Origin of the sequence: Baekduia alba, from assembly GCF_028416635.1 — a bacterium.
GTDB classification, from domain to species: Bacteria; Actinomycetota; Thermoleophilia; order Solirubrobacterales; family Solirubrobacteraceae; genus Baekduia; species Baekduia alba.
Window position 1 is genome coordinate 1,697,848 of record NZ_CP114013.1, and the last position, 17,987, is coordinate 1,715,834.

Sequence of the window (17,987 nt, forward strand, 5' to 3'; positions counted from 1 at the left end):
ACTCGCGGCAGCATCCGGGCGCTCGCGGCCGCCTGAGCGCCGCCGCTGATCCTCGATGAACCAGGGGTTCAGCTGCGGTCATCGACGACCCTCAGCCGGGGCCGAGCATCCCGCCTGCTGCACCCGAATCACCGCATCAGGAAACTAGACGCGCGTGGGCGCCGGGCCCGGCGCCGGCGCCTCGGCGGGCACGGCCAGCGCGCCCGCCAGTTGGGCGCGGTTCGTGATCCCGAGCTTCGGGAAGACGCGGTAGAGATGGGAGGCGACCGTGCGGTGCGAGAGGTACAGCTGCTCGCCGATCGCGCGGTTGGTCATGCCCGACGCGGCCATGCGCGCGATCTCGAGCTCCTGCGGCGTCAGCCGGTCGCGCGCGTCCTCGACGCGGCGGGCCGACGTCTCGCCGGTCGCGCGCAGCTCCTGGCGCGCGCGCTCGCCCCAGGTGACCGCGCCGATCGCGTCGGCCGCCTCGCGCGCGGCGCGCAGCGGCCCGCGCGAGTCCGCGACGCGCCGGCGCCGGCGCAGCCACGCGCCGTAGTGCGACAACAACCGCGCCCGGGTGAAGGGCAGCAGCTCGACGTCGCCGTGCAAGGCCTCCAAGAACCGCGCTTCGGCCTCGTCGTCGGCGGCCAGCAGCGCCTTGGCATACAACAACGCGTCCTCGCCGCGCGGGCTCCGGGTCGCGGTGGTCAAGTCCTCCATCTCGACCAGGAGGCGGCGCAGCTCGGGCTCGTCGTCGGTGCCGGCGGCGGCGTCGACCAACTCGGTGAACATGCCCGGCGCGGTGAACGCGTGGCGGGCGACGTCGCCCGGATCCCAGACGCGGCGCAGCTGCGCGAACGCGTCGGCGCGGCGCCCGTCGGCCAGCGCCGCCAGGCCGCGCGTGAGCTGCACGAAGGCCAGCGCCGACGCGGCGCCGAGCGGCAGGTGCTCCTGCTCGATCGCGTCGGCGACGCGCTCGGCGGTGGCCACGTCCCCGCGCATCGCGGCGAGCATCGCGGGCGGGATCCGGGTCGACGCGGCGAGCCCGACACGGCGCGTCTCGCTCGCCAGCCGGTCGGCCTCCTCGGCGCAGGCGACCATCGCGTCCCAGCGGCCGACGTGCCACGCGCACCACGCCTGCGCGGCCAGCGCCTCGGCCAGCAGCCCGAGCCGGCCCTGGGCGCGCAGCCCGCGGACCGCGGCGTCGAAGAACCGGAACGCCTCGCGGTCGCAGCCGGCGACGGCGGCGGCGATCCCGAGCAGGCGGAGGTCGTTGGGGTCCTCGAAGGTCTCCGGCGTCAGCCGGCGCAGCCGCTCGACCACCGCGGCGCCGCGGGCGCGCGGCGCGATCGTCACGAGGCTGCTCAGCACGCGCGGGTCGTCGGGCGGGATCGGCAGGCGCTCGATCGCCGCGACGACGAGCGCGCTGCACTCCGGCGCCGGGTTGGTCCACCAGCCGCCGAGCGCGATGCTCGTCAGGACGCCGAGCGCCATGTCCGGCTCGCCGGCCGCGGCCATCTCGTCGGCCAGGCCGACCGCGACGCGGACCTGCGGGAGCGTCGCCATGAGCCGGTCGGTCAGCAGGTGGCGCTGCCAGGCGGCCCGGGCGCGCTCCAGCGGGGCGAGCGTGAGCGCGTCGGCCTCGTCGAGCAGGCGCGCGGCGGCGTCGAAGCGGCCGATCTCGGCGGCCAGCTCGACGGCGCGGATGAGGCGGCGTCCGCGGTCGGCCGGCGCCGAGCTGGCGGCGGCCGCGCGCTCCAGGGCGGTGAGCGCGAGGTCGAACGCGCCGCGCGCGACCAGCGCCGACGACGCGTCCTCCAGGCCGGCGGCCAGCGCGTCATCAGGGCCGACGAGCGCGGAGGCGCGGTGCCAGAGCCGGCGCGGCTCGTCGTCGGCGAGGCTGTCGGCCAGCGCGCGGTGTGCGCCGGTGCGCTCGCCGACGTCGACCGCGTGGCGGATCGCCGAGTCCATCAGGTGATGGCGGAACGGCATCCGCTCGGCGTCGGCGTCGATCAGGCCGGCCGCGATCGCGGGCGCGAGGTCGGCGACCGTGACCGGCGCGCCGACCAGGAGGCTCGTCGCGGCGAGCGTCTCGGCGAGGCTGCCGCCGGCGTTCAGCGCGGCGACGACCATCAGGGTGCGGGTCGTCGGCGGCAGCTCGTCGAGGCGCGCGACGAACGCGCGCTCCAGGCGGTCGGTGATCGGCACCCACGCGTCGAGCAGACGGTCCGACCCGGACGCCACCCACGCGCGCGGGAGCTCGACGAGCGCGAGCGGGTTGCCGCCGGCCTCGTCGAGCAGGCGGCGCCGGACGCCGGGGGACAGCGGCGCGGCCTGGGCGTCGATCAGCGCGGCGGCGTCGGGCGCGTCCAGGCCGGTGAGCCGCAGCTCGGGCAGCTCGACGTCGGCGAACGGGCCGCGCTCGCCGTCGCGGCGGGCAAGGAGCAGGATGATGGACTCGGACTCGAGCCGGCGCGCGAGGAAGGCCAGGACGTCGGCCGACGGCTGGTCGAGCCACTGGGCGTCGTCGGCGACGAGCAGCAGCGGCCGGTCGTCGGTCGCGCGGTCGAGCAGGTTGAGGGCGGCGAGCGCGACCGGGAACGTGTCGGGCGCGCCGTCCAGGGCGCCGAACGCGGAGCGCAGCGCATCCCGCTGCGGCTCCGGCAGCTCGTCGGCGAGCGCCAGGATCGGGCTGAGCAGCCGGTGCAGCGCGGCGAGCGGCAGCGACGCCTCGGCCCGCGCGCCGGCGGTCGTGAGCACCTGGAGCCGACGGGCCACCGCCCGCTCGGCGGCCGCGGTGAGGAGCGCCGACTTCCCGATGCCCGGCTCGCCGCGCAGCACCAGCGCGGCCCCGCGCTCACGGACCCCGTCCAGGAGCCCGAACACGACCTCGGCCTCGCCACGACGGCCGACCAACGCGGGGAGGGGTGACGCGGGGAGCACCGCGGGACATTCTCCCCTGTCCGAACCGAATTAGGGGTAAAACTCTCGCCGCGGCTCGTTCTCCAGGACCTGTGGGTCCAACGCCTAGACTCCAGTATCCGGCGATCGAACGAAAGGGTCGGGATGACCCGCAGCTCCAGCTTCACGCAGGACGCAGACTGGCGCATCACGCTCGCGGACGCCGTCGAGGCCGGCGGCTCGCGCTGGAGCGTCGGCGAGCTGCAGGCGGTCGTCGCCGACTCCAGCGCCGGGCTGGTCGACGTCGTCGGCTGGCTCAGCGACGAGCTGCGCGTCGGTCACATGCAGCACGCGCTGGTCTGGCCGCACAGCTACGAGCGCGTTCCCGGCGCGCCGTCGCAGCGCCACCGCATCGCGCGCTGAGGCGCGCCGCGCCTAGCCCTCGGTCTGCGCCGCGCTGCTGCCCACCGGCGGCTCGCCCGCCCGCTCGCGGAGCGCGAAGTACAGCACCGCCGCCGTCACCGCCGACAGCGGCTGCGTCAGCGCCGTCACGGCCCACGCGACCAGCGCGCTGCCGACGTCGCCGAGCCCGGACGTCAGGGCCGCGGCCAGCGCGCTCACGATCGCCAGCCCGACGAAGACCACCAGGATCACGGCGAACACCGACCAGCCGTTGCCGCGCACCAGCGCGTGCGAGCGCCGGAACGCGTCCAGCACGCCGCTGCGCTCGACGACCACGACCGGCGCCGTCACCGCCCAGATGGTCATCAGGAACAGTCCGGGGATCACGATCAGCACGAAGCCGATCGCGACGCCGACGCCGAACAGGAACGCGACGACCAACAACGTCAACAACACCGGCGTCACGCTCGCGAACAGCTGCCCGATCGAGCTGTCCAGCCGCCCGTCCTGGACGTCGCGGACCAACTCCACCACCATGCCCTGGTAGAAGGTCCCGAGGACCAGGGACACCAACGAGACGAGCACGCCGAGGTCGCCGCCGAGCACCACCGCCAGGACGAGCTGGACGGCGAACAGCGCGGCCGCGGCCGGAACCAGCACGCCGAAGTTCTCGCGGTAGATGTCCAGGGCGCGCGCGATGACCGCGCCCGGCTCCAGCGTGAAGTTCATGGCCCGCACCTTACGCGCGGGCCGGCCCCTCAGGCGTCCCAGGCGTCCTGGTCGTCGAGCTCGACCGCCAGGAGCGAGGACGGCAGCCGCCGGCTCCAGCGCACGTCGGCATGCGACGGCGGGTCCAAGCTCAGGCGCAGGAGCTGCTGCGGGGCGAGCGACAGCGCCCACGTCGCGCCGCAGGACGGGCAGTCGCAGCGGGCGTCGAGCACGCCGTCGGCGACGTCCACGAAGAGCCGCGTCGCCTCGTCCAGGCACGCCGGGCAGCTGAGCCCCGCGCCGACGAGGGCGTCCGGATCGTCGAGGGCGAAGACCGCGTCGTAGAGCACGACAGCCAGCCTCCCGCTCGTGCGCCCACCGCGCGAGGCCGGCGACGACCCGATGCACCCGATCGTCGGGTGCGCGCCCGGGCTACGAGATCAGCCCGAGGCGCTGCGCGCGCTGCACGGCCTCGGTGCGGTTGCGCGCGCCGATCTTGCGGAACATGCCCGAGGCGTGCTGCTTGACCGTGTTCGGCGACAAGTGCAGCTCGGTCGCGATCTCGGCGTTCGTCATGCCGCCGGCCACGCGCTCGAGGACCTGGCGCTCGCGATCGGTCAGCACCATGCCCGACGGCGCGGCGTCGTCGAAGACCGTCAGCCCGCGGCCGACGCGCCGGATCGCGTCCGCCAGCTCGGAGGCGTCGCGCTCTTTGGTGATGAACCCGTGCGCGCCCGCGGCCCGTGCCGCCTTGGCGCTCAACCGCCCTGCGCCGCTGTAGAGCAGCGCGCGCGTCGCGGGCGACGCGGTGCGGATCATCCCCACGATCTCAGGCCCGGACTCCTCGCCGACGAACAGGTCGACGAGCGCGACGTGCGGCTCGTAGCGGCGCGCGAACTCCGCGGCCTGCTCGCCCGAGGACGCGGGGACGACGCGCTCGACCCAGTCCAGCCGGCCCAGCATGAGGCGCAGGCCCCAGTGGACCACCTGGTGGTCGTCGACGACGAGGACTCGAAGGCCACGTGTCGAGGTATGCGCGGGCGGGTTGCGATCGGTCATGCGGACTCTGGGCGTGGGAGGACGAGGCGGACGTGCCAATGGTCGGTTCCGGCAGGGCCGAAGGTCAAGGACGCGCCGTGCTGCAGGGCTTCGAAGGCGGCGATGCGCAGGCCCATGCCCGCGCCCCCGCGCTGGGCGGGGCCGACACCGTCGTTGGTGATCTCCAGGTCCACGGTATCGGCGTCGCCGCGGATCGCGACCTCGACCCACGCCGGGGCGGCGTGGCGGCGGGCGTTGCGGATCGCCTCGCCGAGCACCGACTGCGTGACGGGCTCGAACATCGCCGGGATCTCGACGCCCTCCTGCCACCGCACGTCGACCTCGGGCGAGTTGGAGGCCAGCCGCGTGACCTCCTCGCGCAGCGTGAACGTCACGAGCCGCGGCGTCGCGGCCAGCGGCCGCGCCATCGCCTCGCGCAGGTCGTCGAGCGCGGCGCCGAGCTCCTCGGCCGCGCGTCGTTGGTCCGACTCGTCCAGCAACGCGCCCGACTGCAACGCCATCACGACGCCGAAGACGCGCTGGACGACGCGCTCGTGGATGTCGCGCGCGAGGTCGATCCGGTCGGCGAGGTGGCGGCCGTCGACCTGCTGGCGCGTCGCGAACCGGGCCGAGAGCGCCAGCGCGCTGATCTTGCCCAGCGACTTGAGCACCTCGCGCTGGTCCTCGGTCAGCGGCGCCTCGGAGCGCTCGGCGACGATCACGCCGAAGCCGCGCCCGCCCGCCGCGAGCGGGACCCACACGAGCCGCTCGATGCCGAGCAGCGTGTCGTAGGGCGGCGCGAGCTCGTCGGCGCGCCCTTCGAGCACCTGGTCGAGGTCCAGCGCGCGCCCCGCGATCGGCGCGGACTCGATTGCCAGGATGTGCCCGTCGAACAGCTCGATGTCGACGCGGTGCGAGCCGACCACGCGCACGCGGCGCGCGACGTCGTCGTAGACGAAGACCACCGCGCGCTGCATCGCGCCCAGGCGGCACACGGCCTCGGCCAGCCGGTTGTAGAACGCGCCCGGCGCGTCCGGGGTCGCGTGCTCGACCTCGCCGAGCAGCGAGACGAAGAGGTGCAGCGACGCGATCGGCGAGAAGCGCGCCGTGTCGGCGGATCCGGCGGCGTCCAGCTCCATCATCACGCCCGCGGAAAGGTCGATGGGCCGGGCGCAACAGACGCCCGGCCCACCAGAGGAGAAGGAACGCGCTCACGGTTGCCGGCGTCCCGAAGCCGGCGGGAGTCCTGACCAGATCCCATGTGAGCGGGCACCGTAGTCCACCCTGCCCGGCGGGCGTAACGCGCGCGAGAGCGGTGGTCCGACAACCACCCGACCGGGTGGTGTCCAGGGTGCGCCCGAGGCGGTGTCCCATCAGACGTCCGATGCGGCGGGTTGGTCAAGTTCGAGGGCGTTCGGGCCGGGTTCGAATCCGATGGCGCATCGGGTCGCACCCTGCGGTTGACGGGCGCCTACGGCGTCGTGCCGATCGCCGCGGGTTTGGCGGCGGCCTTCCGGGTCGCGCTCGGGCGCGACACGCTCGTGGCGCTCGCGGTGAGCGCGGTCGCCAGCCGCGACGAGGCCTACGGCGCCGGCTACGGCTCCATCTGGGGCACGCCGTTCGCGTTCGCCGCCAGCCGGCGCCTCGGCATCGCGAAGACGGTCACGGCCGCCGTCAGCCTCGCGGCCGCGCTCGCGATCCAGGCCGGCCACGTCGACGACCCGAGAGCTTTCGCGCCTCCCTCGCGACGTGGCTGACCGCGGCGCGGCGTCAGCAGGTAGGCCACGAGGCGAGCGGGCGCAGGGACCCGTCGCTCGTGGGCCGCCGCTCCAGGCGGTGCAGCGCGCGGGCGAGCGTCGCGCGCGTGTCGGCCGGGTCGATGACCTCGTCGACCTTCATCAGCCCCGCGGCGCCGTAGGGGTCGATGTCGGCGCGCATCGCCTGCGCCGCCTCCTCGCGGGCGGCGTCATCGCCGCCGGCCACGACGTTGGCCGCGACCAGCGGGTCCATGAACGAGATCTCGGCCGACGGCCAGGCGTAGACGGTGTCGACGCCGGAGTCGTTGCCGCCGAGGCTGAAGTAGGCCAACCCGTAGGCCTTGCGCAGGACCGTGGTGAGCTTGGGGGACGCGGAGAGCGCGAGCGCGGTCTGGAGCCGGATCGCGTGCTTGAGCATGCCGTCGTGCTCGACCTGCTTGCCGACGAAGAACCCGGGCACGTCCTGGAAGAACAGGACCGGGATGTCATAGGCGTCGGTCAGGCAGAGGAGCTTGACGGCCTTCTCGCAGGCGCGCGGGTCGAGGCTCCCGGCGAAGAACTTCGGCTGGCTGGCGACCACGCCGACCGTATGGCCGTCGAGCCGGCCGAGGCCGCAGACCAGGCCGCGGCCGTAGCCGGCGCCGAGCTCCAGCAGCGAGTCGCCGTCCAGGACGCGGTCGAGCACCCTGTGGACGTCGTAGGCGCGGGCGCGGCGGCGCGGGACGACGGCCTCGAGGTCGGGGTCGGCGACGATGGGGAGGCCGTCGGTCGGCGCCTTCGGCGCGCGCTCCCGCGCGTTGGCGGGCAGCAGCGCGAGCGCGCGCCGGATCAAGGCATAGGCCTCGTCGTAGTCCTCGGCGACCAGGTCGATCTGGCCGGTGCGCTTGGCGTGGACGTCGGCGCCGCCGAGCTCGTCGTTGGTCAGGTCCTCGCCGGTCGCGATCTTCGCGACCAGCGGCGAGGTGACCGCAAGGCAGGTCCCGCGGACCTGGATGACGAGGTCGGAGGCCGCCGAGACGAAGCTGCTGCCGCCGAAGGAGTCGCCGACGATCACGGTGATGAACGGGACGCGCCGGCGCCGGCGGAAGAGGTCGACGTCGACCGCGACCTGGGCGAAGCCCGCGGAGCCGAGCGAGTCCGGGATGCGAGCGCCGCCGGTGGCGCCGAAGTAGACGATCGGGTGGCCGCAGCGCTCGGCGTGCGCGAAGAGGCGGCCGAGGCGGCGCGAGCCCATCGGCGAGGACGAGCCGCGCTTGACCGTGATGTCGTCGCCGGCGACCGTCACCGCGCGGCCGTCGACCGTGCCGTGGCCGCCGATCTTGCCGTCGCCGGGCGTGTCGTCCTTGTCCTCGGGGCGGAGGCTGTGGACGAACGTGCCGACCTCGTCGAAGCTGCCGTCGTCCAGGAGCGCGCCGATGTGCTCGCGGATCGTCCGCTCGCCGCGGGCGTGCAGGCGCTCGACGCGTGCCGCGCCGCCCAGCTCGCCGCGGATGCGGTCGCGGCGAGCGTGGAAGTCGGCGACGACGTCGGGCTCGACGGGCTCTTCGCTCATCGCGGCATCACAGCAGCCCGAACACCCGCCGCGCGTTGCCGTGCAGGTAGAGGTCCTTGGTCTGCGCGTCGAGCCCGAGGTCGCCGAGGCCCTCCAGGGCGTGCGCCGGGAAGATCATCGGGAAGTTGGAGCCGAACAGCACCTTGTGGCGGCCGCTGCCGGTCTTCATGTAGGTGATCAGCTCGGCTGGCAGGCGCTTGGTGGTGTAGGCGGAGGTGTCGATGTAGACGTTCTCGTGCTTGCGCGCGACGGCGACCATCTCCTCGGTCCACGGGTAGCCGACGTGGCCGCAGACGATCGTCAGCTCCGGGAAGTCGAGCGCGATCTGGTCGATGTAGGGGATCGGCCGGCCGGTCTCCGACGGGCGCAGCGGGCCGGTGTGGCCGACCTGCGTGCAGAACGGGACGCCGAGCTCGACGCAGGCGGCGAACAGCGGGTAGAAGCGGCGGTCGGTCGGCGGGACCTCCCACAGCCACGGCAGGACGCGCAGGCCCTTGAAGCCGTCGTCGCCGACGCGGCGCCGCAGCTCACGGACGGCCGGCACCGGCCGGCGCAGGTCGACCGAGGCGATGGCGTGGAGGCGGCCGGGCGCCTGGGCGACCCACTCGGCGACCTCCTCGTTGGAGATCAGGGAGCCCTCGGGGCCGTGCCAGGCGGAGATCAGCGCCTGTTCGACGTCGGCCGCGTCGAGCGCGTCGAGCGTGAACGACAGCGGGACCTGGTCGGTCGGGATGACGCCGTCGCCGGTCCAGCGCCGCAGCGAGGCGAGCATGTCGTGGGCGAGGAAGCGCGGGGTGGGGTGCTGGATCCAGGCGTCGATGACGGTCATGGCGTTGGTGGGGCCTCGTGGTCGATGGCGTTGATCGCGGCCCAGGCGGCGTCGCCGAGCGCGGGCGCGAACGTGGTGGGGCGCTGCTTGACGCGCTTGGCCAGCCACAGCGAGCCGAGCTCGCGGGCCGGCGCGAAGGCGACGGCGTGCACGACGTTGATGTCGATGTCCTTGGTCTGCTCGTGGCGATCCAGCCAGGCGCGGACCCCGCGCAGGAACGCGCGGTTGGCGGCGCGCAGCGGCTCGCGGCCGGCGTCGGAGGCGGCGATCGCGTCGCGGTGGGCGAGGACCAGGCGCGCCGGGCGGGGGTTGGCCTCGAACCAGCGCAGCTCGAAGGCGACGGCGGCGCGGAGGCCGGCGTGCGGGTCGTCGGCGTGGGCGGCGAACGTCGCGAGCAGGCCGCGCTGGTAGTCGCCGAGCGCCGCGACGACGAGGGCCGCGAGCACCCCGTCCTTCGCGCCGAAGTGATGGTAGATCGAGCCGTTGCTGACGCCGGACGCCGCGGTGAGGTCGGCGATCGACACGGAGGGGTAGCCGCGCGTGTCGAAGAGCCGGGCGGCGGCGTCCAGCACCGCGCTGCGCGTGTCCTGCGCCATGTGGAGCATGATTCTAGAGCATCGCTCCAATCGTCGTCGAGGTCCGGCGTGCTGGAATGTCGCCCGTGCCTCCCAAGAAGCTCCTGAACACCGTCCTGGCCGTCGGCATCGCCGACGCCCTGCTGCTGGTCGTGCTGGTGTACTTCGCGTTCATCGACCGCTCCGACACCGCCGTCCACATCCTGGGCCCGATCCACGGCCTCGGCTTCCTCGCGCTCCTGGCGCTGACGGCCAACGGGGCGCTGCAGCGCTTCTGGGGCTGGTGGTTCCCGGCGATCGTGGTCGTCACGGGCGGCCCGATCGGCTCGATCGCCGGCGACCTGATCCTGCGCAAGCGGGTCGGCGAGCCGGTCGCGTAGCGCCACGGCGTCCCGCCGCGGTCACACGCGCGCCGCTGGTGCGAATGACCGAGGATGACGCGGGTGACCGAGCGCGACGACGCGATGCTGCTGGCGGCTGCCGCCGGCGGCGACGAGCACGCGTTCGAGCAGTTCTACCGGCGCCATCTCGCGGCGGTCACCGGCTTTCACCTGCGGCGGACCGGACGGCGGGAGCTGGCCTTCGACCTCACGGCGGAGACCTTCGCGGCGGTCGTCGTCGGCTGCGCGACCTTCGATCCCGCGCGCGGCAGCGCGACCGGCTGGCTCTTCGGGATCGCGGCGCACAAGCTGCGCGACGCGCTGCGGCGCGGGCGGGTCGAGGCCGAGGCGCGGCAGCGGCTGCGCCACGAGCCGATCTTGCTGGAGGACGCCGACCTCGAGCGGGTGGACGAGCTGGCCTCGCGCGTGAACGAGTCGCGCCTGGCCACGCTGCTCGGCGACCTGCCGGCCGAGCAGCGCGCCGCGCTGCTGGCCCGGGTAGTCGACGAGCGGCCCTACGACGAGATCGCGGCGACGCTCGACTGCTCCGAGGCGGTCGTGCGCCAACGCGTCCACCGCGGGCTGCGACGACTACGGAGCGGAATGGAGGGCTCGGCATGACCGCCCACGACGAGCTGCTGCGCCAGCTGCGCGCGAGCGTACGCACGATCCGGGTCGAGAACACCCCAGATACAGGGGCGCAGGCGACCGGGACGCCGCTTTTTGGGCGTCCGCGGCGTCCGCGACGGCGGCGCGCGCGGCGGGGGTTGCTGGTGGCGTTGGCCGCGCTCGTCGTCGGCGGTGGGGTCGCGGGCGCGGCGCAGGTCGGCGTCCTGCCCGGCGTGCACGGCGCGAGCGACCACCCGCTCAGCGCGCGGGAGGTCGCCCACGACGCGATGATGGAGGTGCGAGACAGCCCGGCGTGCCGCACGATCGCGCGCGACCGCGGCGCCACGACGCAGGCGACCGAGGTCTCCGCGGCCGCGACCGCGCTGCTCGCCGGCCCGCCCGACGCCAGCGCGCAGGCCCAGGCGCTGAGGCTCAACCACGGCGGTCCGGTGATCGCCGGCAGCCCACGGCGCGTCGCCTTCCCGGACAAGTCCTACGCGTTGGTCTGGGTCGCCGTCGGCAACGGGACGGGCTCGTTCGTCGATCCCGTCGCGTGCGGCCAGGCCCGGATCGCGCAGCTGCGCGCGGACAAGCCGGACCCGTCGAGCCGGCTGCGCCAGAAGGCCGAGGCGGTGCTGCGCGCCTACCGCGACGTGCTGCCCGGCCTGCAGACGCTCTGGATCATGTTCCATCGCCACGGGGCGAGCAGCACCGGCGGCACCGGCATCCCGCTGGACGGCCGCGTGCTCGAGCCCGGGATCGTGCTCTTCGGCAGCGGTGAGTACGTGGGGTTCGCGGCGCCGGGCGCCGTGCGCGTCACCGCCGATGGCCGCGCTCTGCATCGCGTGACGGCCGTGCGCAGCCGGCTCTTCGCCCTCCGGCTCCCGCGCGGCACCGGGCCGGTGACCCTGCGTCAGCGTGCCGCCGACGGCCGCGTGATCAGGACCGAGACCGTCAGGGGGTGACGGCCGCGAAGCGGTCGGGCGCGAAGGGGGTGAGGTCGAGTGGCGGTGGCTCGCCGGCGATCGCGCCGGCGATGAGCCGGCCGGTGATCGGGCCGAGGGCGATGCCGGCGCCTTCGTGGCCGGTGGCGAGGTGGAGGCCTTCGACCTGCGCTGCGGGGCCGATCGCGGGGAGGTGGTCGGGCAGCCAGGGCCGGAAGCCGACCCAGGCGGTGTCGCGTGCGAGCCCGGCGATCTCGGGGACCAGGCGGGCCGCGCGCGTCCGGACCTCGTCCTCCAGCGCCCGGTCGACCGTCGGGTCGAAGCCGCAGCGCTCGCGCGTGGAGCCGACGATCAGGTGGCCGTCGTGCGTTGTCTCGATCACCGTCGAGACCTCCCGCCCGGCCGCCGCGCTGGTGACGGACAGCAGGTAGCTGCCGTCGACGACCTTGTGGCGCAGGAAGCGCTCGTCGGGCGTGGGGAGGAGCAGGCGCGTCAGCTGTCCCTTGCGCGGCTCGAGCGGCAAGGCGATGCCTAGGCCTTCGGCGAGCGGGCGCGTCCACGGTCCGGCGGCGAGGACGACGGCGCCGGCGCCGAGCGTCTCGCCGGAGGCGAGCCGGACGCCGACCGCGCGCGACCCTGCGACGACGACCTCCGCCACCTCCGCGCCGGTCCGGACCTCCGCGCCGTGCGCCTCGGCGGCCCGCGTCGCCAGGCCGCGCGCGATCGCGCGCGGGTCGCACTGGAGGTCGCCCGGGACGTGCAGCGCCCCGAGCAGCTCGCCGGTCAGCTCCGGCTCGGCCGCCCGCACCGCGTCCGGCCCCTCCAACAACGAGCACGCGACGCCCGCCGCACGCAGCCGCTCGGCGCGCGCCGCCTCGCCGGCCCAGGTCCGCGCGTCGGGATGCGCGATCAGCGCGCCCTTGCGGCGGATCCGCGCGGCCGGCCCGACGATCTCCTCCAGCTCGGCGTACAGCGCCCGCCCGAGGACGGTCAGCGCCAGCTCCGGTCCGGCGTCCTTGTCGGAGCACAGCACGTTGCCCTCGCCCAGCCCGGTCGTGGCGCCGCTCACCTCGCCGCGGTCGAGCAGGACCACCGACAACCCACGCCGCGCGCACTCCCACGCCGTCGCGCAGCCGACGATCCCGGCCCCGACGACGACGACATCGGTCGCGCGCGCGGTCATCCCAGCCGGAAGCCGGCCGGGAACGGGTCGTCGTCAGCCAGCAGGTACTGCCCCATGCCCGTGATCCACGCGCGGCCGGTGATCTCGGGCACGATCGCCGGCAGCCCGGCCACCGCGGTCTCCTCCACGATGCGCCCCGTGAAGCGCGTGCCGAGCACCGACTCGTTGATGAAGTCCTGCCCGACGCCGAGCTCGCCGCGCGCGTGCAGCTGCGCCAGCCGCGCGCTCGTCCCGGTCCCGCAGGGCGAGCGGTCCAGCCAACCCGGGTGGATCGACGTCGCCGCCCGGGCATGAGCACCATCCTGCCCGTTCTCATACAACACGACATGGTGGCAGCCGCTGATCCGCGGGTCGTCGGGGTGCACCGGCCGCTCGACGCCGTCGATCGCGTCCATGATCGCCGCGCCGCAGGCGATCAGGGTGTCGCTGGCCGCCGGGTCGACCCGGACGCCGATGCTCCCCGCGTCGACGATGGCGTAGAAGTTGCCGCCGAAGGCCATGTCGTAGCCGACAGCGCCCCAGCCGTCGACGTCGACGACGCGATCCCGCGCCGCCAGGAAGGCCGGGACGTTGCGCAGCGTCACCGCCGTCGCGCGGCCGTCCTGCACCGCGACACGGACGACGACCAGCCCGGCCGGCGTGTCCAGCCGCACGACCGTCTCGGGCTCGGTTACGGACACCATCCCGGTCTCCACCAGCACGGTGGCGACGCCGATCGTCCCGTGCCCGCACATCGGCAGGCAGCCCGAGACCTCGATGAACAGCACGCCCCAGTCGGCGTCCGGCCGCGTCGGCGGCTGGAGGATCGCGCCCGACATGGCGCTGTGCCCGCGCGGCTCGCGCATGAGCAGCAGCCGGACGTCGTCCATGTTCTGCTCGAACCACAGCTTGCGCTCGAGCATCGTCGCGCCCGGCAGCGCCGGAACGCCGCCGGTGATGACGCGGGTCGGCATGCCCTCGGTGTGGGAGTCGACCGCGGCGAAGTAGCGCGCTGCCCTCATGCGGTGACCGGCGCGCGCAGCGCCGCGACCGCCGCGTCCAGGATGGCCCGCTGCGCGTCGTCGAGCGGCAGCCGCGGCCCGCGCGCCACGCCGCCGCGCAGCCCGACCGCGTCCATCGCGCCCTTGAAGTATTGGACCAGGTGCGGCGTCATGTCCAACCGCGTCAGCGGGAGCAACCGCGTGTACAACGTCCGCGCCTCGGCGAGCTGGCCGGCCTCGACCAACCGCGCCAGCTCGACGCACTCGGCCGGCGCGACGTTCGCGACGCCTGACACCCAACCGGCGGCGCCCGCCGCGTAGCCCTCCAGCGCCCAGTCGTCGCCCCCGACCAGGATCTCCAGCTCGGTGCGGCCGAGCAGCTCGGCGATGCGCCGCGCGTCGCCCGAGCACTCCTTGACGGCGACGATGCCCGGGACCTCGGCCGCGACCTCCTCGATGACCTGGGGCGAGAGGTCGACGCCCGACGCGCCCGGGTTGTTGTAGAGCATGATCGGGAGGTCGCCGGTGGCGGCGTCGACGGCCTGGTAGAAGGCCACCATCTCGTCGTGCGTGCCGGGGTAGTGCAGCGGCGGCAGGCACATGACGGCGCCGGCGCCCACGGCCGCGGCCGCGCGCGCGTTGGCGACGGCGGCGGCCGTCGACCCGGCCGAGACGCCCACGACGACGAACGCCGACGCCGCAGCGGCGACCTCCACGCACGTCTCCACCACCAGCCGTCGCTCCGCGTCGCTGAGCTGGCCCGCCTCGCCCATCGTGCCGGTGGCGACGACGCCGGTGCAGCCGGCCTCGAACAACCCCTTCAGGTTGCCCTTCAACGCCTCCACATCAACTTGGTCGTCGGCGGTGAACGGGGTGACGGCGGCGGGGATGATCCCGGGGAAGCGCATGGTGGTGGTCTCCTGGTGTCGCTAGTCGAGCGCCATGAAGCGGCGCGCGCGGTCGATGTGCTGGGCGGTGTGGGTGCGGGCCGCGGCCGCGTCGCCGTCCGCGATCGCGGCGGCGATGAGCCGGTGCTCGGCGAGCTGCAGGGTGGTGCGGCCGGGGACGGCGGTGGACTCGTCACGCAGCTGCCGCCACAGCGGCTGGTCCATCAACGAGGCCAGGTGGTCGGCGACGGCCAGGATCACGGGGTTGCCGGTCGCGACCGCGAGCTGGCGGTGGAACGCGCGGTCGGCGTCGCTCCAGCGGCGGCGCTGCTCGGCGTCCGACGGGTCGGCGCTCTGCTCCATGGCCGCCAGCAGCTCGTCGATGATCGGATCGGAACCCGGACCACGTGCCGCGGCCAGCGCCGCGATCTCCGGCTCGAACGCGCGGCGCGCCGCGAGCAGCGCGTCGGGCCCGGCGTCGGCGGGCAGCGCGAGCCCCACCGGCAGGGCGTCGGAGGCCGCGAGCCGCTCCGCCGCGTCGTCGGTGATGAACGACCCGGCGCCCGGCCGCGTCTCGACGATCCCGCGCACGGCCAGGGCGCCGAGCGCCTCGCGCACCGACGCGCGGCCGACGCCGAGCGTCGCCGCGAGGTCGCGCTCGCCGGGGAGTCGCGCGCCCGGCCGCAGCGTGCCGCGGCGCAGGTCCTCCACGAGCCGATCGGCGACCTGCTCGTAGCGCTGGCGCACCGCCAACCGGTCCGAACCACTTGTCAGAATTGGTCCTGTAGTCAAACCAGTGGTAGCGTAGCCGTCATGAGCGCGACGATCAAGGCCGTCGATCCACGGACCGGGATCGGGATCGCCGAGTACCCCGAGGCGACGCGGGACGACGTGGATGCCGCGGTCGCCGCCGCGACCAGCGCCGCGACCGACCCGGCGCTCGCCGATCCCGCCCGGCGCGCGGCGCTGCTGCGCGCCATCGCGCAACGCCTCCAACAACGCGAGGACCAGATCGTCGCCCTCGCCGGCAGCGAGTCCGGCCTGCCGCCCGCCCGGCTCCAGGGCGAGCTCGCGCGCACGACCGGCCAGCTGCGTGCGTTCGCCGACGTCCTCGACCGCGGCGCCCACCTCGACGCGATCATCGACACCGCCGACCCGGCGGCCACGCCGCCGCGGCCCGACATCCGGCGCACGACGGTCCCGATCGGCCCGGTGGCGGTCTTCGGGGCCTCGAACTTCCCGCTGGCGTTCAGCACCGCCGGCGGCGACACGGCGTCGGCGCTGGCCGCCGGCTGCCCGGTCGTCGTCAAGGGCCACCCGGCGCATCCGGGCACGAGCACGCTCGTGGCCGGCGAGATCGCGGCGGCGGTCGCCGACGCCGGCCTCCCGGAGGGCACGTTCGGCCACGTCCTCGCCGCCGACCACGCGATCGGCGGCGCGCTCGTCGACCACCCCGACGTCCGCGCCGTCGCGTTCACCGGCAGCGGGGCCGGGGGCCGCGCGCTGATGGACCGCGCCGCCGCGCGCCCCGTCCCGATCCCGGTCTTCGCCGAGATGGGGTCCTTGAACCCGGTCGTCGTGACCGAGGCCGCGATCGACGCCCGGACCGACGCGATCGTCGCGGCGCTGACCGGCGCGATCGCCAACTTCGGCGGGCAGCTGTGCACGAAGCCGGGGCTGGTGTTGGTGCCGGAGGGCGACGCCGGCAGCGCCTTCACCGACGCGTTGGCCGCCGCGATCGGTGCGCGCGAGCGGGAGGTGCTGCTCGCCCAGCCGGTCCGCGACGGCCTCGGCCGCGGCCTGCAGGCGCTCGAGTCCGCGCCGGGCGTCGCCAAGCTCACCGACGCCGAGGCGATCGACCGCGGCGCGGGCTTCCACGCGCGGCCGTCGCTCTATCGCGCGGCGGCCGGCGACCTCGGCACGGTCGGCACGCTCGGCGAGGAGCACTTCGGCCCGGCCGCCGTCGTGTTGACCTACACGTCGATCGAGGACGCGGCCGCCGCGCTCGTCCGCGCCGGCGGCCAGCTCACGGCCACCGTCCACGCGCAGCCGCAAGACCACCAACAGCTCCAGCCGCTGATCGACGCGGCCGCCCGCGTCGCCGGCCGCGTCGTCTTCGACGGCGTCCCGACCGGCGTCGCCGTCACCTGGGGCATGCACCACGGCGGCCCGTACCCCGCGGCCTCGGACGGCGGCGCGCACACCTCGGTCGGCATGACGGCGCTGCGCCGCTTCCAGCGCCCGGTCGCCTTCCAGGACGCGCCGCAGGAGCTGCTGCCGCCGGAGCTGCGCGACGGCAACCCCATGCGGATCGTCCGCCGCGTGGACGGCGTGCTCGAGACCTAGTCCTAGTCCTCGTCGTTGAGGTGCGTCGTGTCGTTGAAGCTGCGCAGCAGCCAGCGGCCGTCGCCGAAGACCACGAGGCGCGAGATCGACGTGTTCTCGGCGTGGATGAACGCCAGCGGCGGCGCGCCGGTCGCCTGCCGGGCCAGCTCGCCGATCACGCCGCCGTGGACCACGGCGGCGGCGACGCGGCCGGGGCCGGTGCCGTCGACGACCTTGTTGATGCCCTTGCGCACGCGCTCCGCGAACGCCTCGGCCGGCTCCGCCCCGGGGATGACGTCCCAGCGCTGCTCCTCGAAGATCGTGCGCACCAGCGGGTCGCCCTTCGCGGTCCGGACGCGCAGCTCGCCGCCTTCCCACTCGCCAAGGCGCACCTCTGAGAGCTCCGGGACGACGGTCGGCGCCAAGGTGGTGGCCTCGATCAGCGGCCGCGCGGTCTGGGCGGTGCGCTGCAGCGAGGTGACGAACAACGTGTCCGGAGGACGCCTGGCCAGGCGGGCGCCGACGAGCCGCGCCTGCTGCTCGCCGATCGGCGACAGCGCGGGGTTCGCGTGGCCTTCGAGGAGCTCGAACGGCTCGCCGGGAACGGCGTCCTGGGAGGCGCCGTGGCGCACCAGGAGCACCTCGGTGGCGTCGTCGGGAAGGGTCCAGGCCCGCTGCGGGTAGCGCTCGCTCACCGACGGGACCTTGCCAGAAGGTCGGATTGCAGGGCTGCGACGCGGCGTGTACTGTCCGGCGCGTTCAAGCGATGGTGCGGGAAGTCGGTGAGAGTCCGACGCGGTCGCGCCACTGTGACCGGAGGTCTTCCGAGGAAGGCACTCCGGCAAGCCAGGAACTTGACCCGGCCATCGCATACAACCCCTTACGTCGGGACGCGCTTATCCCGAGGAGGTTCGTTTCGTTGGTCGACCCTGAAGCAC

At 74.8% G+C, this 17,987-nt stretch carries 19 protein-coding genes and 1 riboswitch; of the genes, 6 read left to right on the plus strand and 13 right to left on the minus strand.

Features of this window, described 5'->3' with window-relative positions; genetic code table 11:
- Positions 1-144: 144 nt before the first annotated feature.
- On the minus strand, positions 145-2,922 hold the full coding sequence (locus DSM104299_RS08395; protein WP_272476847.1) for an ATP-binding protein: 2,778 nt from the start codon (positions 2,920-2,922) through the stop codon (positions 145-147).
- A gap of 123 nt (positions 2,923-3,045) precedes the next feature.
- Here DSM104299_RS08395 and DSM104299_RS08400 point away from each other — a divergent pair, with 123 nt between their 5' ends.
- The gene (locus DSM104299_RS08400) at positions 3,046-3,303 is read left to right on the plus strand and encodes a hypothetical protein (protein WP_272476848.1); all 258 of its coding nucleotides are present in this window, start codon (positions 3,046-3,048) and stop codon (positions 3,301-3,303) included.
- 12 nt (positions 3,304-3,315) lie between these two features.
- Here the strand turns inward: DSM104299_RS08400 and DSM104299_RS08405 are convergent, their stop codons facing one another.
- The 4 genes from DSM104299_RS08405 to DSM104299_RS08420 all read right to left on the minus strand — a co-directional run bounded on the left by DSM104299_RS08405 (position 3,316) and on the right by DSM104299_RS08420 (position 6,170).
- Positions 3,316-4,011, minus strand: coding sequence for a YciC family protein (locus DSM104299_RS08405; RefSeq protein WP_272476849.1), 696 nt, complete (start codon positions 4,009-4,011; stop codon positions 3,316-3,318).
- Between the two features lie 29 nt (positions 4,012-4,040).
- Positions 4,041-4,340 (minus strand): hypothetical protein, encoded by a 300-nt coding sequence (locus DSM104299_RS08410; protein WP_272476850.1) that lies wholly within the window; start codon positions 4,338-4,340, stop codon positions 4,041-4,043.
- An 82-nt stretch (positions 4,341-4,422) separates the two neighbouring features.
- Complete coding sequence (locus DSM104299_RS08415) at positions 4,423-5,049, minus strand: response regulator transcription factor (protein WP_272476851.1); 627 nt, start codon at positions 5,047-5,049, stop codon at positions 4,423-4,425.
- The gene (locus tag DSM104299_RS08420) at positions 5,046-6,170 is read right to left on the minus strand and encodes a GAF domain-containing sensor histidine kinase (RefSeq protein ID WP_349294544.1); all 1,125 of its coding nucleotides are present in this window, start codon (positions 6,168-6,170) and stop codon (positions 5,046-5,048) included. Before DSM104299_RS08420 ends, DSM104299_RS08415 begins: the two co-directional genes overlap by 4 nt.
- Before the next feature lie 318 nt (positions 6,171-6,488).
- Here DSM104299_RS08420 and DSM104299_RS08425 point away from each other — a divergent pair, with 318 nt between their 5' ends.
- Complete coding sequence (locus tag DSM104299_RS08425; RefSeq protein ID WP_272476853.1) at positions 6,489-6,785, plus strand: hypothetical protein; 297 nt, start codon at positions 6,489-6,491, stop codon at positions 6,783-6,785.
- 13 nt (positions 6,786-6,798) lie between these two features.
- Here the strand turns inward: DSM104299_RS08425 and DSM104299_RS08430 are convergent, their stop codons facing one another.
- From DSM104299_RS08430 to DSM104299_RS08440, 3 genes are read right to left on the minus strand one after another with little or no spacing between them, the layout of a single operon-like run.
- Entirely contained in the window at positions 6,799-8,337 is a 1,539-nt protein-coding gene (locus tag DSM104299_RS08430) for an acyl-CoA carboxylase subunit beta (RefSeq protein WP_272476854.1), read from the minus strand.
- 7 nt (positions 8,338-8,344) lie between these two features.
- A complete protein-coding gene (locus DSM104299_RS08435; protein WP_272476855.1) occupies positions 8,345-9,166 on the minus strand; it encodes an amidohydrolase family protein in 822 nt (273 codons plus the stop codon).
- Positions 9,163-9,762 carry a TetR/AcrR family transcriptional regulator gene (locus DSM104299_RS08440; protein WP_272476856.1) on the minus strand — a complete coding sequence of 200 codons (600 nt, stop codon included), beginning with the start codon at positions 9,760-9,762 and terminating at the stop codon, positions 9,163-9,165. The genes DSM104299_RS08435 and DSM104299_RS08440 overlap by 4 nt, the downstream gene beginning before the upstream one ends.
- 65 nt (positions 9,763-9,827) lie before the next feature.
- Here DSM104299_RS08440 and DSM104299_RS08445 point away from each other — a divergent pair, with 65 nt between their 5' ends.
- The 3 genes from DSM104299_RS08445 (at position 9,828) to DSM104299_RS08455 (ending at position 11,695) form a co-directional block, all read left to right on the plus strand.
- Positions 9,828-10,121, plus strand: a complete 294-nt coding sequence (locus DSM104299_RS08445; protein ID WP_272476857.1) for a DUF3817 domain-containing protein — start codon at positions 9,828-9,830, stop codon at positions 10,119-10,121.
- A 63-nt stretch (positions 10,122-10,184) separates the two neighbouring features.
- On the plus strand, positions 10,185-10,742 hold the full coding sequence (locus tag DSM104299_RS08450) for an RNA polymerase sigma factor (RefSeq protein WP_272476858.1): 558 nt from the start codon (positions 10,185-10,187) through the stop codon (positions 10,740-10,742).
- The gene (locus DSM104299_RS08455) at positions 10,739-11,695 is read left to right on the plus strand and encodes a hypothetical protein (protein ID WP_272476859.1); all 957 of its coding nucleotides are present in this window, start codon (positions 10,739-10,741) and stop codon (positions 11,693-11,695) included. The genes DSM104299_RS08450 and DSM104299_RS08455 overlap by 4 nt, the downstream gene beginning before the upstream one ends.
- Here the strand turns inward: DSM104299_RS08455 and DSM104299_RS08460 are convergent.
- From DSM104299_RS08460 to DSM104299_RS08475, 4 genes are read right to left on the minus strand one after another with little or no spacing between them, the layout of a single operon-like run.
- Positions 11,685-12,857: an NAD(P)/FAD-dependent oxidoreductase gene (locus DSM104299_RS08460; protein ID WP_272476860.1), complete on the minus strand. Its 1,173-nt coding sequence runs from the start codon at positions 12,855-12,857 to the stop codon at positions 11,685-11,687. The genes DSM104299_RS08455 and DSM104299_RS08460 overlap by 11 nt on opposite strands.
- On the minus strand, positions 12,854-13,858 hold the full coding sequence (locus DSM104299_RS08465) for a proline racemase family protein (RefSeq protein ID WP_272476861.1): 1,005 nt from the start codon (positions 13,856-13,858) through the stop codon (positions 12,854-12,856). Before DSM104299_RS08465 ends, DSM104299_RS08460 begins: the two co-directional genes overlap by 4 nt.
- Complete coding sequence (locus DSM104299_RS08470) at positions 13,855-14,745, minus strand: dihydrodipicolinate synthase family protein (RefSeq protein ID WP_272476862.1); 891 nt, start codon at positions 14,743-14,745, stop codon at positions 13,855-13,857. Before DSM104299_RS08470 ends, DSM104299_RS08465 begins: the two co-directional genes overlap by 4 nt.
- A 21-nt stretch (positions 14,746-14,766) precedes the next feature.
- Entirely contained in the window at positions 14,767-15,471 is a 705-nt protein-coding gene (locus DSM104299_RS08475) for a FadR/GntR family transcriptional regulator (RefSeq protein WP_272478080.1), read from the minus strand.
- 66 nt (positions 15,472-15,537) lie between these two features.
- Between DSM104299_RS08475 and DSM104299_RS08480 the strand changes: the two genes are divergently transcribed.
- The gene (locus DSM104299_RS08480; protein WP_272476863.1) at positions 15,538-17,070 is read left to right on the plus strand and encodes an aldehyde dehydrogenase (NADP(+)); all 1,533 of its coding nucleotides are present in this window, start codon (positions 15,538-15,540) and stop codon (positions 17,068-17,070) included.
- Between the two features lie 2 nt (positions 17,071-17,072).
- Here the strand turns inward: DSM104299_RS08480 and DSM104299_RS08485 are convergent, their stop codons facing one another.
- Entirely contained in the window at positions 17,073-17,744 is a 672-nt protein-coding gene (locus DSM104299_RS08485; protein WP_272476864.1) for a histidine phosphatase family protein, read from the minus strand.
- 55 nt (positions 17,745-17,799) lie between these two features.
- Positions 17,800-17,931, plus strand: a riboswitch (cobalamin riboswitch).
- The last annotated feature ends 56 nt before the right edge of the window (positions 17,932-17,987 follow it).